Genomic DNA, 16,476 nt, shown 5'->3' on the forward strand with positions numbered 1-16,476 from the left:
GCCTTAAAAAGCCTTGTCATAAGCGGGTTTAGGCTGGCCTAATTGTCAACACATCAGCCCCGTTTTTTCCGCATATATTCCCGCTGCTGTCTGCGGTGTGCCGCCTTTGCACAGGCCGCCGAACAATAGGTTTGCCGTCCATCAGGAGCCACGGCTCTGCCACATACCGGGCAAGCCTTGAAATCCGGCCTTGGCCCCTCTGTCAGCAACGCAGCCTCCAGCGCCGGATCAAGGGGCAGAACTGCCTCGCGGAAGTAGCGGCAATAAGCCCCCGTCCAGCATTTCCCAAACATATAGCACTCGCAATCCAGCGGCAGGCAGCCGCAGTCCCGGTCATAGTTGGCACACCATTTTGACACCAGCCTGCGGATTGCCGCTTTTTCTGTCCGGGTCAGTTCTCGGCCCACAGCATCACCTCCCGTTGCCCGGTGGTTTGAGCTGCTCCCGGTAGCAGAACACGCAGCCGATCCCGCGCCAGTAAGGGCAGCCGTCACAACGGGAGCCCTTCGGCGGCAGGCTGGGCGGCACACCCTTAAAGTAGCTTTTTTCTTTCATAAATCCCTCATAGGGGTTGTTGGTAAATCTCATTCATTATCCTCGCTTTCGGTATCGTCCTCGTCCCAAGGCGGCCCATCGTCCTCGGGATCGTCATAATCAGCCAGTTCCTCACTGTAATCCTCTTCGGGTACAGCAGCTTTTTCATGCTTCGGGCGGTAGATTTTCAAGTACCAGCCTGCACCGCCGCCCAGAACAGCCACTGCCAAAATCAGCAGAAGCGTCCCGGTATTACTTTTCTGCTGGGGCTCGGGTTCCGGCTCCTCCGCAGGTTCCGTCACCGGAGCGGGTTCGGGAGCTGTGCCAGCACACTCGGTCATGTTGACCGCGCAGACCGCGCAATCCGTATGGATGGCTCCGGGCGCACATTTTTCTGTGCAGGAGCAGGCCGGAAGTTCTCCGCCAGCGGCCTCCAGTGCCGCCAGCAGATCGGCTTCATCCACCATGTTCAAAAAGTAGGTGTGATACTGTTCGCCGTCCTCGTCCACAGGCTTGTCATAGTCAATGACAATGTAAAAGGTGTTGCCGCCGCTGGTTTCCACCGTGATGAACTGTTTGTTGGTTGCAGCATCGTAGAGCAGATCGCGGGTCACAAGGTTTCCATCCTCCGAAAAGCCCTCGCCCGGGGTAATGGTAGGCGCTGGCTCCGGGGCCGGAGTTTCTTCCACAACAGGCGGTTCCTCATTCCCACCGTCCGAATAGGCATAGGCCGGGATTGCAAAGCCGCATAAAAGAACGGCGGAACAAAGCCCCGCCGCCAACATACGAAAGTGTTTCATATTCAGTTTTCCTCCTTTTCTTCTTCGGACTTCGGGACACTTTGTCCCAAAGTACCTCCGTCCTTCAGCTTTTCAAACAGCAGCGGGAGCTCCGTAAGGGAAATGCTCATACCGCGCACAATGTCCACGATCTCGCTGTTTTCCGCCTCCAGCTTTTTCTGCTCCAGCTCCTTGAGCCGGGCCTGCTGTTCACTGATTTTGGCCTTGACCTTATCAATCTCGGCCTGAATTTTCATGCTTTTGGTAGTTGCCATTTCAAAACCTCCTGTCACGGTAAACGCCCGTAGGCGTAAAAATGAGATTGCCAGTAGCTTGTATTCAAATTTGCGTAGCCGATGGGATCTCCGCAATGCAGCATTTTCCCGTCGCCGACATAAATCCCGCAATGGCTCACACCCGGCGTGTCATAGGTGCCTTTGAAGAACACCAGATCACCGGGTTTGGGAGAACTGGTCGGCGTACAGATGTTATAGAGCCCCTGGGCTCCCAGCCTGCCCACATTCCAGCCGGAGTGATTGATAACCCACGAAACGTACCCCGAGCAATCAAAGGAAGTGGCGGGAGAACTGCCGCCCCACACATAGGGATAGCCGATGTATTTCTGCGCTTCGGCAAGCATCGCGGCAAAGGTTTCATCGTCCAGATATTCTCCGGGCACTTCGTAATCACCGGGTTTCCCGGTAATATACTTGTTCACATAGGGAGAATCTGGGAACAGATCGGGGCGGTTTCCCAGCGTTGCCATATAGATGGCATACCGTGAAAGCTGCTCCTCGCTCATGACATATACGGGCACATGGGATAAATCAAAGTTCTCCAGCGTGACCGTACAGATGTAATAGTCGTAAGGCACCTGATAGGTGTCCGTATGGGAGTTGCCGTCCGCGTCCGTCCATGTGTCGGTTTCCGTGCGATACCGGGTTTCCACCACTACATCCTCCGTGAGAATGTACTGGCGGTCAAACAGCATTTGCAGCGTTCCCTGTACTTCGTCTATTGTCCATTGCCCCTCATGGAGCGCACACAAAAGAGAAAGCAGCACATAGGGGTCATGTTCGATTTCGTCCAGATCGAAGTGGTATTCGTCATAGTCATGGGTGCTTTCATAGGTGTCCAGATAATGCTGCAAATCATCTTCCAGCGCACAGTAGGCAGCTTCGGCGGCCAGCATATCCCGATCCTCGCAAGGATAGGTGCTGGCCCCTAATGCACCGGCCCCGGCGTTCCCCAGCATAAGCATGGTAGAGGAACAGGACTGCATAGCAAACAGGAGTAACACACAGAGCACCGCAACCACGGCACCTGCGGGATGACTTTTGACAAATTCCACTGCCCGGGCGGTCAGGTGTTCTGTGGCTGTGGCAGTTTTCCCAGCCGCAGCCGCGCCCTGCTTTGCAGCCTCCTTTGCCTGCTTGCGGTATTGCCTGCGAAGCCGTTGCTTTTGCCAGTAGCGGGTAAGGGCATTTTTCGTCAGCTCCGGGTGCTCCTGTGCGGCGGTGTGAAAATGGTAGTCCGCCGTGTACTTGGTATAGCGGGCCTCGGCCTTGCGTACCACTTTTGCCGGATGTTCCCGGACTTTACGGCGCACAAAGCGGGAGCCGTGCCGCAGCGCGGTTTCTCCCACAAGCTCAGAACGGTGTGCGCCTTCTGTGCCGACATTTTCCTGTTCCACTTCAAAAATCTTGCCATGCACGAAGCTGTGAACGGAACCACTGGCAACACGGCCTATGCGTTTTACCGGGCCGGGCTTTTTCGGCGGCTTTTGTTTTGCCAGCTTCTCCCGGGCCTGTTCCAGCTTTTCGCCTTGGGACTCCATACGGAGCTTTGCCGCCGCAGCCTGTTCCTGCTGGCTCTTTTTGCGGAACTTGGACTTTGGGACACTTTGTCCCGAAGTGTCGGAAGCCTCCGGCCCGGGCTGTTCCCCGTCAGGGGCGTGGGCGGTCTGCGACCAAGCCTCCTCCTTGGTCTTATTCGTTTTTCGTTTCATTCTTCATATCCTCCGGGCGGGTAGTCAGCAGGTCATAGATTTCTCCGCGAGGGAACCGATCCACAAACGGAATGGTTACATTTCCATAGAACAACAGCCCCTCGCCGGAATTGCTGTGTGTGATATAGGAAAGCTGATGCTCGGAAATACCGAGCTGTTTTGCCAGAATGGTACGGTCACTCTGCGCCTGCGAAAGCAGAATCATAAAATCCGTGTTGTCCAGAATGTTCTCGATTTCCCGGCTGGCCAAAAGGTCTTTGACGTTCTGCGTCAAAGCAGACGGCACACATCCTTTTTTACGCAGCATTTTCCAGACTGCCACAAAGTAGCTGGCTGTCAGCGGATCGCGGAGCAGGATATGAAACTCGTCAAAGTAGCACCAAGTTGCCGCACCCTCGTGGAAGTTCTGATCCACCGCCTGCGAAACAAACTCATTTGTGATGTGCATTGCAATCTTTCTAAGGTTTTCGCCCATGTTTTTCAGAACGATGCACACCACACGGCTGTCCGTCTTGACGTTGGTAGGATGGTTAAAGAGATTGAGGGAGCCTGTGCAATAAAGCTCTAAGGCAGTTGCCACGCGCCGGGCTTCGGGCTCCGGCTGGCGTAAGAGCTCTTCGTACAAATCCTGCAACAGCGGTGTTTTTGCAGTTTCCAGTCCGAGCGCCTGTTCCCGGTACACCAAACGCACACAGCGGTCAATGACCGTCTTTTCAATGGGCTGCAAGCCTTCCTTGCCGCCGACCACCAGCTCGCACAGGGACAAAAGAAAATCCGCCTTCATGGAAAGCGGGCTTTCTCCGGCGGCCATATTGAGCTCCACATCCATCGGATTGAGGTGGTGCGGGCTGTCCGGGGCAATCTCGATCACCTGGCCGCCCAGCCTTCGCACCAGCGGAGCGTATTCGCCCATCGGGTCAACCACGATGATCCGATCCTGCGGGATGGTGAGAAACACATTCAAGAGCTCACGCTTTGCAGCAAAGCTCTTGCCGGAGCCCGTAGAACCCAAATACATCCCGTTTGCCGACTTCAGCTTTTTGCGGTCAGCCATGATGACATTGTGAGAAAGTGCGTTCATGCCATAGTAGAGGGCCTGCCCCGCCATGCGGAGCTCCCTTGTCATAAAGGGGATAAAGATGGCTGTGGAGCTGGTTGTCATACCGCGCTGGATTTCTACCTCGTTGTAACCAAGGGCCAGCGAAGAAACAAATCCCTGTTCCTGTTGCCAGTCCAGACGGCGCAGAGCGCAGTTGTATTTCTGCGCGATGCCGCCCACGGTAAACACATCGTTTTCCAGCCGCTGGCGAGTAGGGGCAAGGTTTACCACCGTAAAGGTCAGCAGAAACATTCGTTCATTGCGGGATTGCAAATCAGCCAAAAGCTCCGCTGCGTCCTTGCTGAATGTGATCAGGTCAGGGGGAAGAATATCCGGGTCATAGCCGGAGCGCACAGCCTTTCTCTGTTCCTCTACTTTCATTTTTCCGATGTCCGAGATTTTCCCCTTGATGGTCTTGATTGCCTTGAGCTGATCCACGGTCTGAATGTGCATGGTCACAGTCATTTCTGCATCCAGCTCCAAGATTTCCGCCAGCAGCTTATCCGAAAGCTCTGATGCCATAATCTGCAAGTAGGACACCGCGCCCCAATACTGGCCGATACGGAATGTTCGGGACTGGCGGAAGTCGAGACTGTCCGGGGCAATAAAGTCTTTTGTGCCGAGCCCGGTCTGCGGGATGTCTTTCCACGAAAAGCGGAACGCCTCGCGGCTCCCCGGATGCATCTGGCTATGAAGCAGCGCAAGGCGGGCCCGCCCGTCCATAGGCTCCGAGGGAACGCCCAGCCGCTTAAAGTTTCCCATGACATCAGCCTCCACACGCTCCAGACGGGGCCGTGCCTCCGCAATCCCCTCGGCGGGTATGCCAAAGGTGATGTATTTTGAGCGTTCAATGCCGTTATTGCTTTTGGCAATCTGATTTTTCAGCATCCCGGTAAACTCGTCCCGGACGCTGTTATAGTTGTCATCCGCTTTCGGGATATTGACCTGATAGCGGCTGCGGGAATGGGAACGACGGTTGATAAAGGAAAGCTGGAACGGCAGCGAACTGTCAAAGTAGTTGAGAAATGAACTCCATCCGCTGAATATGGCAGTCTGATCCTCGGTGGATGCCACGGAGTAATTGATGTCCTCATATTCCACAGTTTTTGTATAGAGCCCACCCGGGAGCTTGCACACACCGTCCGGGTGCATGGACAGATACGGGATTGTCTGTTGGGCAGACAGGGTCGCCCGGCCTTTACCCTTGGCGGCGGCTCCGTTTTTCTTCTTTGTGTTTTTCAATCACATCCTCCTTTCCAGCGCCCGGCCCGGCAAAGGGCGCATAAATGTTTTCGGTTCGGTAGGCCCTGATCCCCGGCCTTAGAAACTTGGCCCGGATGATGTTTCGCACAACCTTTTCAAAGGGCAAGCCGTCCTTTTCATACATGGCCAGCAGGAACGCCGGGAGCATAATTCCCAGCATGAGAAACATCGCCCCGGTATTGCCGAGGGTGCCACGGGTCAGCAGATAGGCCGGAATCCCCACTGCGCCCGCGCTGCCGAAGCAGGCAAGCTGGCGTTTGGTGAGGTTGAAAGCCATCTTTGTTTTGATTTTGGATAAATCGTTTGGTACGTTTACATAGGGCATAGATCACACTCCTTTCTGTACTTCGGGACAATGTGTCCCAAAGTCCGGGATGGTTGGTGTTACTTCATTTCCCCATACAGCCCAGCCGGGCGGGGTCTGCCTGGCAAAGAGCTCCACGCGGGGCAGATCGCCCATCAGGGAAATGATTTTGGCGCGGGCCTCGTCCGGCTTTTTGCTATGGGCTTCAATCGGGGAAATGATGAATTGATGAATGTTGGCAGCCTGCCGCTTTGGGTGGCCCTTGGTTGCCAGCAGGCAGATTTCTGCATTGCCCCTTGTCCAGAAGCCAAGGCCGTAAAACCAGCTATCCGCCTTCTTGTTCTTTTTCAGCCAGACGAAAGCAACGGATTTATAGGTGAAGCCCCAAGCCTCGATCAGCCGGAGCGCCTCCGGGAGCTGCGGGAAAGTGGCCCATAAAAAGAGTGCGCTGTCCGGGGCTGCAAGATCAGCCACAGGCAACGCACATAACTCCTCAATGCTCATAGTGGGATAATGGTTTTCCGCCGCGCCCTGTACTTTCTTAGCCGAGTAGCGCCAAGGGGGATCGGCGTAAATGATAGAATACTGCTGGATAATTACACTCCTTTCTCGCCAGAACTTTTTACTGCCTGCGCCGCACGGATGCGCTCACTGGCGGCGGCATAAAAGGACGGGGCCGTTTCAAAGCATACAAAGCGACGTTCTGTGTTGATAGCTGCAATCGCGGTTGTGCCGGAGCCAACGCAAATGTCCGCGACCAGTTCTCCGGGATGGGTATAGGTGCGGATCAGATACTCGCAGAGCTCCACGGGCTTCTGCGTGGGGTGGATGCCGCCGGACACCGTAGGCACAAATAGTACATTTCCGGGATAGCGGCGGCCATCGTTGGGCTCCGATCCCTGCCGTTCAAATTTTCCATAGTTGGAGCTTGTACCGCTTCGGGAATGTACGCGGGCATAAGGCTTGCCATAAGTAAACTGCGGATTGTAGACCGGGGACTTCTGGTAAAACACCAAGATATTCTCGGACTTTTTCAGTGGAGCCCGGTTTGCATTGAGAAAGCCCGTTCCGCGCTCCTTGTACCAAATCCACTCATAGCGGAGCATGGCGAGGTTGGATGCGCCCAGCACCTTGTCAAAGGGGCACTGTGCGAAAAACAGCACTGCGCCATTCGGCTTGACCGCCCATTTCACCGCCTCCCACAGCTCCGGGAGCGGCAGGGGCACATCCCAATAATTCCGGGTTGTGCCGTAGGGCGGATCAGTCAGCAGCATATCCACGCTATGTTTTGGCAAAGAACGCAGGCCCTCGATGCCGTCCATGAGAAACAAGCCCTCCTTCGGGACACTTTGTCCCAAAGTGCGGCTATCGGTCATTGCGGGCCTCCTTTGCTTTGGCAGGTGCAGGCCGGGCGGCATTTTCTTTTCCAGCTTGTTTCGCGGCCTCGGCCATCTGCTCCTTGATCGGGGCAGGCCGTACCGCCTGGGCCCGTGCAACAAGCTGTTCCACCGCCGCATGATACGCCTCCACACCAGCCGCATTGATCCGCTCCTGTGTGGCGCGGTCAGGAATCCGAACCGTAGCCCGGTATCCCGTCCGGCTGGCAGGATCGGGTTTAGAGGGAGCGCCGAGGAAAATCCCGTTTTTCCCGTCCACAACCTTAAAATCGTCGATGACCACACCGCCAAAATTGACGCTGGCGAAGCCGATCAGTTTTCCCTGCGGCTCAATCGGGCGGACAGATACCGTGATCGGAACAACCGCCTCCTGCAAGACAGCATCTGTCCGCATTTTTACTGCCTCATCAATGCTAACGCCCTTGACTTCCGCAAGCTCCGCGATGGGAGCATCAAACAGCCAGCGCCGTTCCTCCGCAGCAATCTGCTCCGGGGTCAGCAATACATCGTCTTTCTTACTCAGATAAAATTCCTCCTTTCCGCTTGCCGGAGCAGGCTGGGTGGGGTCGTCCATCAACTCTTTTCTTTGCAGGACGGCCTCTGTTTCCGCCATAAAGCGGTAAGCGTCTGCCTCAGTAAACTCCTCCGGCGTTTTTCCATTCCATAAGCGCGTTCCGTCTGCCCCGTATCTTCTCGGCATAAGCACCACCTCCTGTTAATGAGCGCCAAAGATACGCTGGGCAATGCTCCCGGTCTTAAAGAGCATGAAGCAAAGCAGAACCGTGTAGCCCACAGTTCCCCAAATCGCCCCAATGGGATCGCCGCCTGTTGCGATGCCTTGAATGAGCACTGCGTAAATTGCAACACATACAAGGATCAGCAGCCCTTGAAAGCCCACGGCAAACAGGGACTTGATGTAGTTCTGCCCGGTGCCGCCAAGCTCCCGGTTGGAAAGCGTAGCAACGGGGATGGGGGCCAGACTGGTCAGCAGATAGATTTCCAGCATCCTGCCATACACCAAAACGAAAATGATAATTCCCATCGCCTTCATTGTGAAGCCAATGAGCGCAGACTGCAGCCACAGCCCCAAAAGCGGCCCCAAGTCCATCGCCTCCAGCGAGGTTTCCAGTTCAGCAAGCATATCCGCCGAAACATCGGTAGAGCCTTGAATGAGCCCGCCTGCCTGCGCGATGACGCTCTGCGAGACATCGAACACGGCCATAACGATATTGAATGTGTTTGACAGGATCAGGATTGCACAGGCTGTTTTGAACATCCATTTATAGAGGTTCGCAACGTCAACCTCGTGCATATTGTTCTTTTCCAAAAGCATCTGTATGAGCTCATAAGTGGCAACAAAGGTCAGCACCATTCCGGCAATCGGCAGGATCACCGTTTCGGAAAGCTGTCGGATCAGGGAGAAAACCCCGGCGTGCCACGCCGCCGGGGTAGTCCCTACCTGTGCCGCAATCTCTCCGACTTGGGTATTGACAGTATCAAAAAGACCTTCGAGGTTCCCCATGATCCCGCCAATCAGAAGCTCTTTGAGCCAGTTTGTGAGCCAGTCGGTGAGAAAATCCATAAGCGCCTACCTTAAAACAGGCCAGACAGCAGAGGGATCAGTGTGGTGCCAATGACGATGATGCCGCCGCCCGCCATGAGCTGCTTCATGCCCTGGGACTTGGAGCCCGGGTTATCCGAGCCGTAGCCCTCCAGCAGATTAACCACGCCCCACACGCCAAGGCCAGCACCGAGAGCAATAACGAGGGTCTGTAAAGTGTCGATTGCAGATGAGAAAAATGCCATATAAGCCTCCATTTCTCCGGGATTTTCCCGGTAACAAAAAAGCCGCCCTTGCAGGCGGCAGGTTACAAACTTCGGGACACTTTGTCTCGAAGCGTTTATGCAAAGGCGTCTGGATCGTCGATGTCATCATAGTTGAGGATGTCCTCGTCCTCTTCCGTGAGTGCATCGTCCGGCACAGTCACCTCATACATCGTACACGCCTCGTTCAGACCGGGCCGCCTGCGGCGGTTAATGAGCCTGTCGAGGTCAAAAGCGTTTTTCTGTTTATCGGCCTCCGCCGTATAGCGGTAGTTCGGATGCCGTTTCAGATCATACTTGGGAGAGAAGAACGGGGGCAGGCCCCGAAGCTGCAAAATACATTTATCTCCCGGCATGGTTGCAAGTTCGGCTGGGGTCATCAGTTCCCGGCCCAGCCGCTGGGTATTTTGACTGTAGCTTTCCGACTGACCACGGGAGCGGCTGTCGGTCTGCATACTGATTGTGGCTTTTCCCAGCCAGTTCTCGGATATTTCCTTGATGGTGCTGGCTTCGCGGCCACCAAGGAACACCACGCTGTCCATGTTGCCGAGGATTGTCTCGGCGTGCTTATCGTAAATGGCCTTGCATTGTGCCAACTGCTGATACAACAAGCACAAACTCACCTCACGGGAGCGGATGACCGCGACCAGCTTTTCGAGCTGGGGCACCTGTCCCGTGTTGGCTGCCTCGTCCCACAGCACCCGTACATGGTGCGGCAGGCGGCCACCGTGAACATTGTCCGCCCGTTCACACAGGAGGTTGAACATCTGCGAAAATGCAAGCGCCACTAAAAAGTTGTAGGTCTGCGTTGTATCGGAAATGATGAAGAATACCGCCGTTTTCCGATCTCCGATGCGGTCAAGCTCCAATTCGTCATAGGCCATGACTTCACGAAGCTGCGGGATGTCAAAGGGAGCCAGTCGCGCACCGCAGGAAATCAAAATGCTTTTTGCCGTCTTGCCGCTGGCCAATTTGTACTTTTTATACTGTTTGACCGCGAAGCAATCCGGCTTACGCTTTTCGAGCCCGGCAAACATATAGTCCACCGCGTTCATAAAATCCTCGTCATCCTCCTTGACCTCCATGCCGGAAATCATATCCACAAGGGTATTCATGTTCCGATCCGCGGCAGGCCCCTCGAAAATGATGTAGGCAATCAGGGCGCAGTACAAAAGCGTTTCCGATTTTGTCCAGAATGGATCACCTTCCTTGCCTTCGCCCTTGGTGTTGGAAATCAGAGCATCCACGAATTTCAGAATATCGGCCTCGTTGCGGATATACGCCAGCGGGTTATAGTGCATGGATTTTGAAAAATCTATGCTGTTGAATACCTTGATTTTGTACCCGCGTTTTTGCAGGAAACCCCCGACCTGTCCCAGCACACCACCTTTCGGATCGACCACCACATAAGAGGAATGAGCCTGTAAAAGCTGGGGCGTGAGCCAGAAGCGGGTTTTGCCGGAGCCGGACGAGCCGATAATGCAGCAATTCAGGTTTCGGGCATTTGCGGGAATTTTCGGACGGGTGTTCATCGTGAGAAACTCTGTCCCGGTCAAAATCACGTTGTTTTCAAACTTCGGATCGACAAACGGTTTGATGTCTTTTTCCGTTCCCCACCGGGCGCTGCCGTATTCTGCATCCCGCCGAAACTTCTTAGCGTTCTTGCTTTTGAAATAGATCAGCAGCCGGAAACCAACTGCGCCTACAATACCAACAAGCCAATCCAGCGGAGCAAGACTGGGTGCAAAGTCAGCAAAGGCCGGGCCAATCGTCTGGCCCAGCCCGATGAGCTTATGTGCAAAATCGTTCCCCGCCGCCAGCCGGTAGGCCGTTCCCAGCTTGAGGCACGCCCACAGGATGAATAGATAGGGAATGTTCGGAATGAGATATTTTCTGATCTTATCTGTCCTCATGGGCCACCTCCTTTGCACGTTCTTTCTGCTTCGGCTTTTCTTTGGAAAGCTGATCTGCCGACTGTTGCAGTTGTTCCCGGATGGGAACACGGTTCGATTTTGCTTTGCTTAACACCTTCCGGGAATACTCAGAAAAGCAGGCGGTCATTGCGTCTGCCTGTCCAGCCTTGAAAAACAGCAGGTATTTGTCCGGCCCGGTTTTATAGAACGCATAGTCTACATTCCATTTCCGGGCCACGCGGTCAAAGGACTTGGCATCCCCGGATAGCTCAATGCTGTTGGTGGCTGTACCGTGGGCCATGAGCTTTCGCACACTTTGTTTTCCATGCGGTACTTGCCGCCCACGGTATGCCTTGCGGATCTTCCGGCCCACCATGCCCAGCACATACGCCAGTCCCCGCGCCGTCAGCTTGGTTGTTTTTACGGATATGGCTATCGTGCGCCGGGAAATATCTTCATCAATCAGTTACACCGCCTCCTTCCTTGGGACAATTTGTCTCGAAGTGCCATCACCGATCCCCACGGTCTTTTTTCTGCATTTGACGGTAGCCCTCCAAAGAAGAACCGTCTATGATTTCCTGATAAGCGGCCATTTGCTCCCGGATAGAGAGCTTCGGGAAAGAGAACACCTTATGCTCCTTGGGAATATCCTGCAAGCCGTGATACACTTCCACGAAATGATCGCTTTCTTTGACAACATAGCCGCCCGGGGCAAAATGGCCGTTTTCGTGGATGCAGGCATCCCGGCCATACGCCTCATAATCGAAATACGGTTTTACCTGATCCGGCACATCCAACATTTCCAGATCGTCCACATAAATACGCCCCAGCGTTTCCTCATCGGATACGCCGGGGTAAAAGCCGTAACAGTCCAGATTTTGTGTCAGATTGATGATGTCCCGCACCGAAGAACAGTGATCGCCGCTGTCGAGGACGGCCTCCAGTGTTTCCAGCTCCGATGAGGTAAGCTCGGAAAGCAGGCAGGCCAGATGATTAAGCTCGTCCAGATTTTCATACTCGCTCAAATGGTCATAGAGCCCCAGCACATCCCCATCGAAAGAGGTAATAAAAATTTCCTGATAGCGGACGCCATCCACGCCGATCCGTTTCAAGAGAGCCTCCACCTCCTGGGCGGTTGTGGGAAATTTCAGTGTTTCACCCACAAGCTGGCCCTCGCTGTACTTTCCGGCGTTGGTAACGTAGGCTTCAAACAGGGTCGCCATCAGCGACGGCCCTGCCCCTTGACGGTCAGGATACCCTCAAGGGTTGTTGCCGTAATTCCCAGCCGCTGGGCCACGGCAATATCATTTTTCATGGATTCGGTCATACTGTGCCCGCAGACAACCAGCACATGAGAACGGCGGAGCAGGTCACGGCTCATGTCGATGCCGCTTTTATGCTCCTCGGGAACAGCATCGTTGAGAAACAGGGGCAAGTACAAAGGCGGACAAATAGGAGAAAAGCCTGCCTCATACACGGTGCGGCAATACTGCGCCGCCAGTTCTGCGTTTTCACTATCGCCGCCGAGCCATGCAGCGGTGATATAAGCAAGGGGTCGTTTCATCGTTCATACCTCCGATATTTTAATAAGAAAGTTCAACCCAAACCCCACGCCCTTTCCCAGTCTTGGGAAAGGGGGCGGCTCTGGAGGATATACCCCCGCCGCTTGCCGGGGAAATAGCACAGCCGGGGCAGACCGTCAAGGGCGAGCCGCCGAAAACGGCGGTGCGCTGCACCCTTGACGGCCCACTCCCGGCTGTACTAAAAAACAGGCGGCGACGGGGGATATATACCACCAGAGCCTCTGCGCGAGGGCGGGGCCCTCGGGACAAAGTGTCTCGAAGTTGTTACTTGTCAAGTTCCTGCTTTTTCGGGGCTTTTGCCAGCTCCGGCGGCTGTTTTTCTTTCCAGTCATCCAGCAGGGACATAATCTGTTCTTTCATTTTGGCGGGAGTGACCTCCTTGCCAAAATACTTTTCCAGTTCCGCAGTAGAAATAATCACGCCTCGATCCTCCTTTTTCTGTTCTGATAAGATACCGTCAATGACATCGCCGTTAAGCTTGCCTTCCTTATCCAGCTCCCGAAGCCGTTTAGCCTGGGCCAGCGAGGGCGAAGCCTGCTCCCCGTCAATGGAAACAGCAATAAGCCTCTGATTTTTCGGTTTGATGTAGGAAAGCTCCACGGCAGGCATGAAGCCCATCTTTTTATCGTCTACCTTATCCAGAAGCTCCGGCACAAGGGAGTTGAGCCGCAAGTAGCGCATGACCTTTTTATAGTTCATATCATGCGCCTCGCCCACAATCTCAACCGAGCGTTTTCCGACATCGCCTTCCGCAACGCCTTTCAGCCGCCCGCCCTGATGCTTGATGTCCTCAACTTCGAGTTCCAGCAGCGCGGCCAATTCGCTGGGGAGCATCCCGTCACGCTGCTTGTTGCTGTCCTTCATGGCCTGAACCGCTTCGTGGTCGGTCATTTCACGGACGATAAAGGGCATTTCCTCCAGCCCCGCCAGTTCACTGCCGTGGGTACGGCGATGGCCCGCTACAATTTCATAGCCGTTTCCATCTTTTTCCGGGCGGGCAAGACCGGGAACCATTACACCGTTTACGCGGATAGAAGCAACGATTTCCTGCATCTTTGCATCGTCCCGTACCTTAAAGGGGTGCGGACGGAATGTGTGAAACGGATGAACCTCGGAAAGTTTCAGATAAACCAGCTTGCCTTCCTCAACCGGGCGGGGCGGTGTGGTCGGCTCGGGAGTTGTCTGTTCCGCAGTAGCAGTTTCCTTCGGTGACGTATCCTGTGTGGGCTTTACGGGCTCCTTGGCATCCGGGGCCTTTCCGTCACTTCGGGACACTTTGTCTCGTTTGGACGGCTTGGGCTTGTCAGGGGCCGTCTTATCCGCCTTGGGTGGGCGGCCCTTGCGGGCCCCAGCCGATTTCTCCGCTTTCTGATTTTCAGTCGCAGCCTTTTCCGCTTTCGGCGGACGGCCACGGCGCGGCTTTTTCGGTTCCTCCGTATTGGCGGGCTGCGGTGTTTCTCCGGGGGCTGCCGCCTCTGGCGTTTCGGGGGGGTCCGACTTTTCGACTTCGGCGCGGGCGTTCTGCCTCTTTTCCGCCATAAGTTCATTGATTTTGTCAAAGGACACAACCACATCGCCGGACTCAGGTATGGCAGGCCCGGTCTGTTCCTGCTGGGGCTCAGACGCTGCGGCCTGTTCGGGTGTGGTGATAGGCTCGGCGGCCTCCGGGGAAATATTCTCCGCAGGGCCAGTATTCAGTTTTTCATCGGCCATTTACAATCCTCCTTTTCGTTAAAGTTGCACAAATTTGAACGCTAAAATTTTGTAGTTATTTTTGTGCCTCCTTTCCGTCTATCCACGCAAAAAAGCCGCCCGTTTTTCATACCGGACGGCTTTTTGCGTAATGTGATAGATCAAATATTATTTTTTCTGGTTTGTAGGCTCCGAAAAGCCTTGTATTTACAGTGTTCCTAATAGGAAGTAATCATAGGAAAGGGGTACCCTTTCCGTAAAATCGTCCGTTTTCTGTCTGCCGACAGCGGGCGATTTTTGCTTGTTGGGAAGTTTCCCAAACCCTCTGATTTTCCTCTCACTACCTACAACACCACACAGCGCGATTTTGACGAAGATTTGAGAGAGTTTTTCAAAAATGTTTGAGATTTCCCGTTTCACTTCCTACTACGGACAAAACTGCAAAATGCCAAATGAAAATAGAAATTTACAAAAAAATTGCAGCACAGGCAGCTGCAATTTATAAATATATCTTTTACTGTTCTTTGGTTGCTTGCAGGCAAAATGCAGGGGGCAAGGCTGCTTCTGTTCCGGCTTGAATGGCAACCTCATAGTAAGCGATTTTCTTGCGTGTTACTTCTAAAGCCTGTTCCAAGTCTGAAATCTTTTCTTTAAGAACTTTCTCCTGTTTCAAAAAAATTTTGTAACGCTCCTCTAATGTGCTTTCTCCTTTATATGCAAGGGCAAGATAATTTTGCATATCCTTTATCTTCAAACCTGCCTTTTTAAAAGCATCTATAATTTTCAACATTTCAATATCGCCCTCAGAAAATATACGGTACCCCGATTCTTTGCGCCCCAATCCGGGCAACAATCCCATTTTGTCATAATAGCGCAATGTGGGGATGGATAAATTCATCATCTCGGAAACTTCTTTAATTGTGTAGTTCATATAGCGACCTCATTTCTTTTACATCATTAAAATCAAAATATGCCTTGACTGTAAAGTTTACTTTAGTCTTATACTGATTATAGTCCAAAAGGAACTAAAATTCAACGGGAGGAAATGGATATGCAGAGAACTGTTTTGATTACAGGATGTTCCACAGGTTTAGGCAATGTTACCGCTAAAAAGTTTGCGAAAGAGGGGTGGAATGTAATCGCCACGATGCGTAAACCAAATGATAGCCTTGAAAAAGAATTTCCCAAGCAGATAAAAGTTGCTGCGCTCGATGTTACAAAACCTCAAACCATTCGCAGCGCTATTGATGAAGGTATCAAGCACTTTGGAACAATCAATGCTGTTATTAACAATGCCGGATATGGCTTCGGAGCAATTTTTGAGGCTACACCCATAGAGGATATTCGCGCCATTTTTGAAACCAATGTATTTGGCGTTATCAATGTGCTTCAAGCAATCATTCCGTATTTTCGTGAACAGGGCGGCGGTACGATTGTAAATGTTAGTTCTTCGATAGGAATTGTGGCCGCACCATTGCGAGCCGCTTACGCTTCTACAAAATTTGCGGTTGAGGGATTGACGGAATCTTTGTTTTATGAATTAGAATCACAGAATATTTTAGTCAGGCTTGTCGAGCCGGGATTTATGACTACCACAAATTTTATGACAAGTCCTGCCGCGCAGCACGCTGACAATGAAATTCCTGTACCGCCGAGTTACAAACCATATCAAAGCCTCTTTATGACCGTACAGGACGCCCCTCCATCTGGGGTTGCAGATGTAAATAAAGTTGCAGAGCAAATATATACAGCAGCTTGTGATAAAAGTGATAAACTCCGTTATCCTGCCGGTCCGGACGCTGAAATGCTTATAGGTATTCGCTGGTCTAAGACTGATGTTGATTATATGAATGAAATGTATCATTTCATGGGGCATTCAAACTGGAGAAACCTTGTTCGGGATAAAAAATAGAATAGGAATGGGTGGAAAAGACATGGTGGTATCTTATGAAGTTATTACCATGTCTTTTTTCTATATCATTGACACTTCTCAATCATCAAAAAAAGCCTGTTCCATTCAACGGAATATTCCGGCTGTCAGTATGAATACACACATCAATATATATGCTTAAATAATTCA

19 protein-coding genes are annotated in these 16,476 nt (G+C 53.0%); 1 reads left to right on the plus strand and 18 read right to left on the minus strand.

Translation table 11 applies throughout. The features are described 5' to 3' along the window. Positions 1–53: 53 nt before the first annotated feature. The 18 genes from H8790_RS00480 to H8790_RS00565 form a co-directional block, all read right to left on the minus strand. Positions 54–407: a cysteine-rich VLP domain-containing protein gene (locus H8790_RS00480; protein ID WP_055228207.1), complete on the minus strand. Its 354-nt coding sequence runs from the start codon at positions 405–407 to the stop codon at positions 54–56. A gap of 4 nt (positions 408–411) precedes the next feature. Then, entirely contained in the window at positions 412–555 is a 144-nt protein-coding gene (locus tag H8790_RS00485; RefSeq protein ID WP_187016090.1) for a hypothetical protein, read from the minus strand. 29 nt (positions 556–584) lie between these two features. Next, positions 585–1,334 carry a DUF4366 domain-containing protein gene (locus H8790_RS00490; RefSeq protein ID WP_187333163.1) on the minus strand — a complete coding sequence of 250 codons (750 nt, stop codon included), beginning with the start codon at positions 1,332–1,334 and terminating at the stop codon, positions 585–587. Between the two features lie 2 nt (positions 1,335–1,336). After that, complete coding sequence (locus H8790_RS00495) at positions 1,337–1,588, minus strand: DUF4315 family protein (protein WP_015563850.1); 252 nt, start codon at positions 1,586–1,588, stop codon at positions 1,337–1,339. A gap of 14 nt (positions 1,589–1,602) precedes the next feature. Further along, a complete protein-coding gene (locus H8790_RS00500; protein WP_187333164.1) occupies positions 1,603–3,321 on the minus strand; it encodes a C40 family peptidase in 1,719 nt (572 codons plus the stop codon). Further along, entirely contained in the window at positions 3,302–5,662 is a 2,361-nt protein-coding gene (locus H8790_RS00505; protein ID WP_173765246.1) for a VirB4-like conjugal transfer ATPase, CD1110 family, read from the minus strand. Before H8790_RS00505 ends, H8790_RS00500 begins: the two co-directional genes overlap by 20 nt. Continuing rightward, the gene (locus H8790_RS00510) at positions 5,619–6,008 is read right to left on the minus strand and encodes a PrgI family protein (RefSeq protein WP_187333165.1); all 390 of its coding nucleotides are present in this window, start codon (positions 6,006–6,008) and stop codon (positions 5,619–5,621) included. The genes H8790_RS00505 and H8790_RS00510 overlap by 44 nt, the downstream gene beginning before the upstream one ends. 3 nt (positions 6,009–6,011) lie before the next feature. Next, entirely contained in the window at positions 6,012–6,566 is a 555-nt protein-coding gene (locus H8790_RS00515) for an MT-A70 family methyltransferase (RefSeq protein ID WP_118544540.1), read from the minus strand. 17 nt (positions 6,567–6,583) lie between these two features. Next, positions 6,584–7,363 (minus strand): DNA-methyltransferase, encoded by a 780-nt coding sequence (locus H8790_RS00520; RefSeq protein WP_187333166.1) that lies wholly within the window; start codon positions 7,361–7,363, stop codon positions 6,584–6,586. Continuing rightward, complete coding sequence (locus tag H8790_RS00525; RefSeq protein WP_187333167.1) at positions 7,353–8,084, minus strand: septation protein SpoVG family protein; 732 nt, start codon at positions 8,082–8,084, stop codon at positions 7,353–7,355. Before H8790_RS00525 ends, H8790_RS00520 begins: the two co-directional genes overlap by 11 nt. 15 nt (positions 8,085–8,099) lie before the next feature. Then, on the minus strand, positions 8,100–8,966 hold the full coding sequence (locus H8790_RS00530) for a VirB6/TrbL-like conjugal transfer protein, CD1112 family (protein ID WP_055228200.1): 867 nt from the start codon (positions 8,964–8,966) through the stop codon (positions 8,100–8,102). A gap of 11 nt (positions 8,967–8,977) precedes the next feature. Further along, positions 8,978–9,190, minus strand: coding sequence for a Maff2 family mobile element protein (locus tag H8790_RS00535; RefSeq protein WP_044963257.1), 213 nt, complete (start codon positions 9,188–9,190; stop codon positions 8,978–8,980). A 95-nt stretch (positions 9,191–9,285) separates the two neighbouring features. Then, positions 9,286–11,121, minus strand: coding sequence for a VirD4-like conjugal transfer protein, CD1115 family (locus H8790_RS00540; protein WP_187333168.1), 1,836 nt, complete (start codon positions 11,119–11,121; stop codon positions 9,286–9,288). Then, a complete protein-coding gene (locus H8790_RS00545; RefSeq protein ID WP_404821723.1) occupies positions 11,108–11,587 on the minus strand; it encodes a PcfB family protein in 480 nt (159 codons plus the stop codon). The genes H8790_RS00540 and H8790_RS00545 overlap by 14 nt, the downstream gene beginning before the upstream one ends. A gap of 43 nt (positions 11,588–11,630) precedes the next feature. Further along, positions 11,631–12,344, minus strand: coding sequence for an antirestriction protein ArdA (locus H8790_RS00550; protein WP_014080243.1), 714 nt, complete (start codon positions 12,342–12,344; stop codon positions 11,631–11,633). Next, on the minus strand, positions 12,344–12,685 hold the full coding sequence (locus H8790_RS00555) for a DUF7768 domain-containing protein (protein WP_118533151.1): 342 nt from the start codon (positions 12,683–12,685) through the stop codon (positions 12,344–12,346). Before H8790_RS00555 ends, H8790_RS00550 begins: the two co-directional genes overlap by 1 nt. 283 nt (positions 12,686–12,968) lie before the next feature. Further along, positions 12,969–14,417, minus strand: a complete 1,449-nt coding sequence (locus H8790_RS00560) for a ParB/RepB/Spo0J family partition protein (protein ID WP_187333170.1) — start codon at positions 14,415–14,417, stop codon at positions 12,969–12,971. 493 nt (positions 14,418–14,910) lie between these two features. Then, the gene (locus tag H8790_RS00565) at positions 14,911–15,327 is read right to left on the minus strand and encodes a MerR family transcriptional regulator (RefSeq protein ID WP_187333171.1); all 417 of its coding nucleotides are present in this window, start codon (positions 15,325–15,327) and stop codon (positions 14,911–14,913) included. A 120-nt stretch (positions 15,328–15,447) separates the two neighbouring features. On the opposite strand from H8790_RS00565, the gene H8790_RS00570 reads away from it, so the two are divergent. Further along, positions 15,448–16,308, plus strand: a complete 861-nt coding sequence (locus H8790_RS00570; RefSeq protein WP_187333172.1) for an SDR family oxidoreductase — start codon at positions 15,448–15,450, stop codon at positions 16,306–16,308. Positions 16,309–16,476: the final 168 nt, after the last annotated feature.

This window comes from Oscillibacter hominis (assembly GCF_014334055.1).
GTDB lineage: Bacteria > Bacillota > Clostridia > Oscillospirales > Oscillospiraceae > Oscillibacter > Oscillibacter hominis.

Excerpts from the sequence above, each read along its gene's own strand:
- H8790_RS00485 (WP_187016090.1), bottom strand. The coding sequence starts at position 555 with ATGAAAGAAAAAAGCTACTTTAAGGGTGTGCCGCCCAGCCTGCCGCCG.
- H8790_RS00490 (WP_187333163.1), bottom strand. The coding sequence starts at position 1,334 with ATGAAACACTTTCGTATGTTGGCGGCGGGGCTTTGTTCCGCCGTTCTT.
- H8790_RS00495 (WP_015563850.1), bottom strand. The coding sequence starts at position 1,588 with ATGGCAACTACCAAAAGCATGAAAATTCAGGCCGAGATTGATAAGGTC.
- H8790_RS00500 (WP_187333164.1), bottom strand. The coding sequence starts at position 3,321 with ATGAAACGAAAAACGAATAAGACCAAGGAGGAGGCTTGGTCGCAGACC.
- H8790_RS00510 (WP_187333165.1), bottom strand. The coding sequence starts at position 6,008 with ATGCCCTATGTAAACGTACCAAACGATTTATCCAAAATCAAAACAAAG.
- H8790_RS00520 (WP_187333166.1), bottom strand. The coding sequence starts at position 7,363 with ATGACCGATAGCCGCACTTTGGGACAAAGTGTCCCGAAGGAGGGCTTG.
- H8790_RS00525 (WP_187333167.1), bottom strand. The coding sequence starts at position 8,084 with ATGCCGAGAAGATACGGGGCAGACGGAACGCGCTTATGGAATGGAAAA.
- H8790_RS00530 (WP_055228200.1), bottom strand. The coding sequence starts at position 8,966 with ATGGATTTTCTCACCGACTGGCTCACAAACTGGCTCAAAGAGCTTCTG.
- H8790_RS00535 (WP_044963257.1), bottom strand. The coding sequence starts at position 9,190 with ATGGCATTTTTCTCATCTGCAATCGACACTTTACAGACCCTCGTTATT.
- H8790_RS00540 (WP_187333168.1), bottom strand. The coding sequence starts at position 11,121 with ATGAGGACAGATAAGATCAGAAAATATCTCATTCCGAACATTCCCTAT.
- H8790_RS00550 (WP_014080243.1), bottom strand. The coding sequence starts at position 12,344 with ATGGCGACCCTGTTTGAAGCCTACGTTACCAACGCCGGAAAGTACAGC.
- H8790_RS00555 (WP_118533151.1), bottom strand. The coding sequence starts at position 12,685 with ATGAAACGACCCCTTGCTTATATCACCGCTGCATGGCTCGGCGGCGAT.
- H8790_RS00560 (WP_187333170.1), bottom strand. The coding sequence starts at position 14,417 with ATGGCCGATGAAAAACTGAATACTGGCCCTGCGGAGAATATTTCCCCG.
- H8790_RS00565 (WP_187333171.1), bottom strand. The coding sequence starts at position 15,327 with ATGAACTACACAATTAAAGAAGTTTCCGAGATGATGAATTTATCCATC.
- H8790_RS00570 (WP_187333172.1), top strand. The coding sequence starts at position 15,448 with ATGCAGAGAACTGTTTTGATTACAGGATGTTCCACAGGTTTAGGCAAT.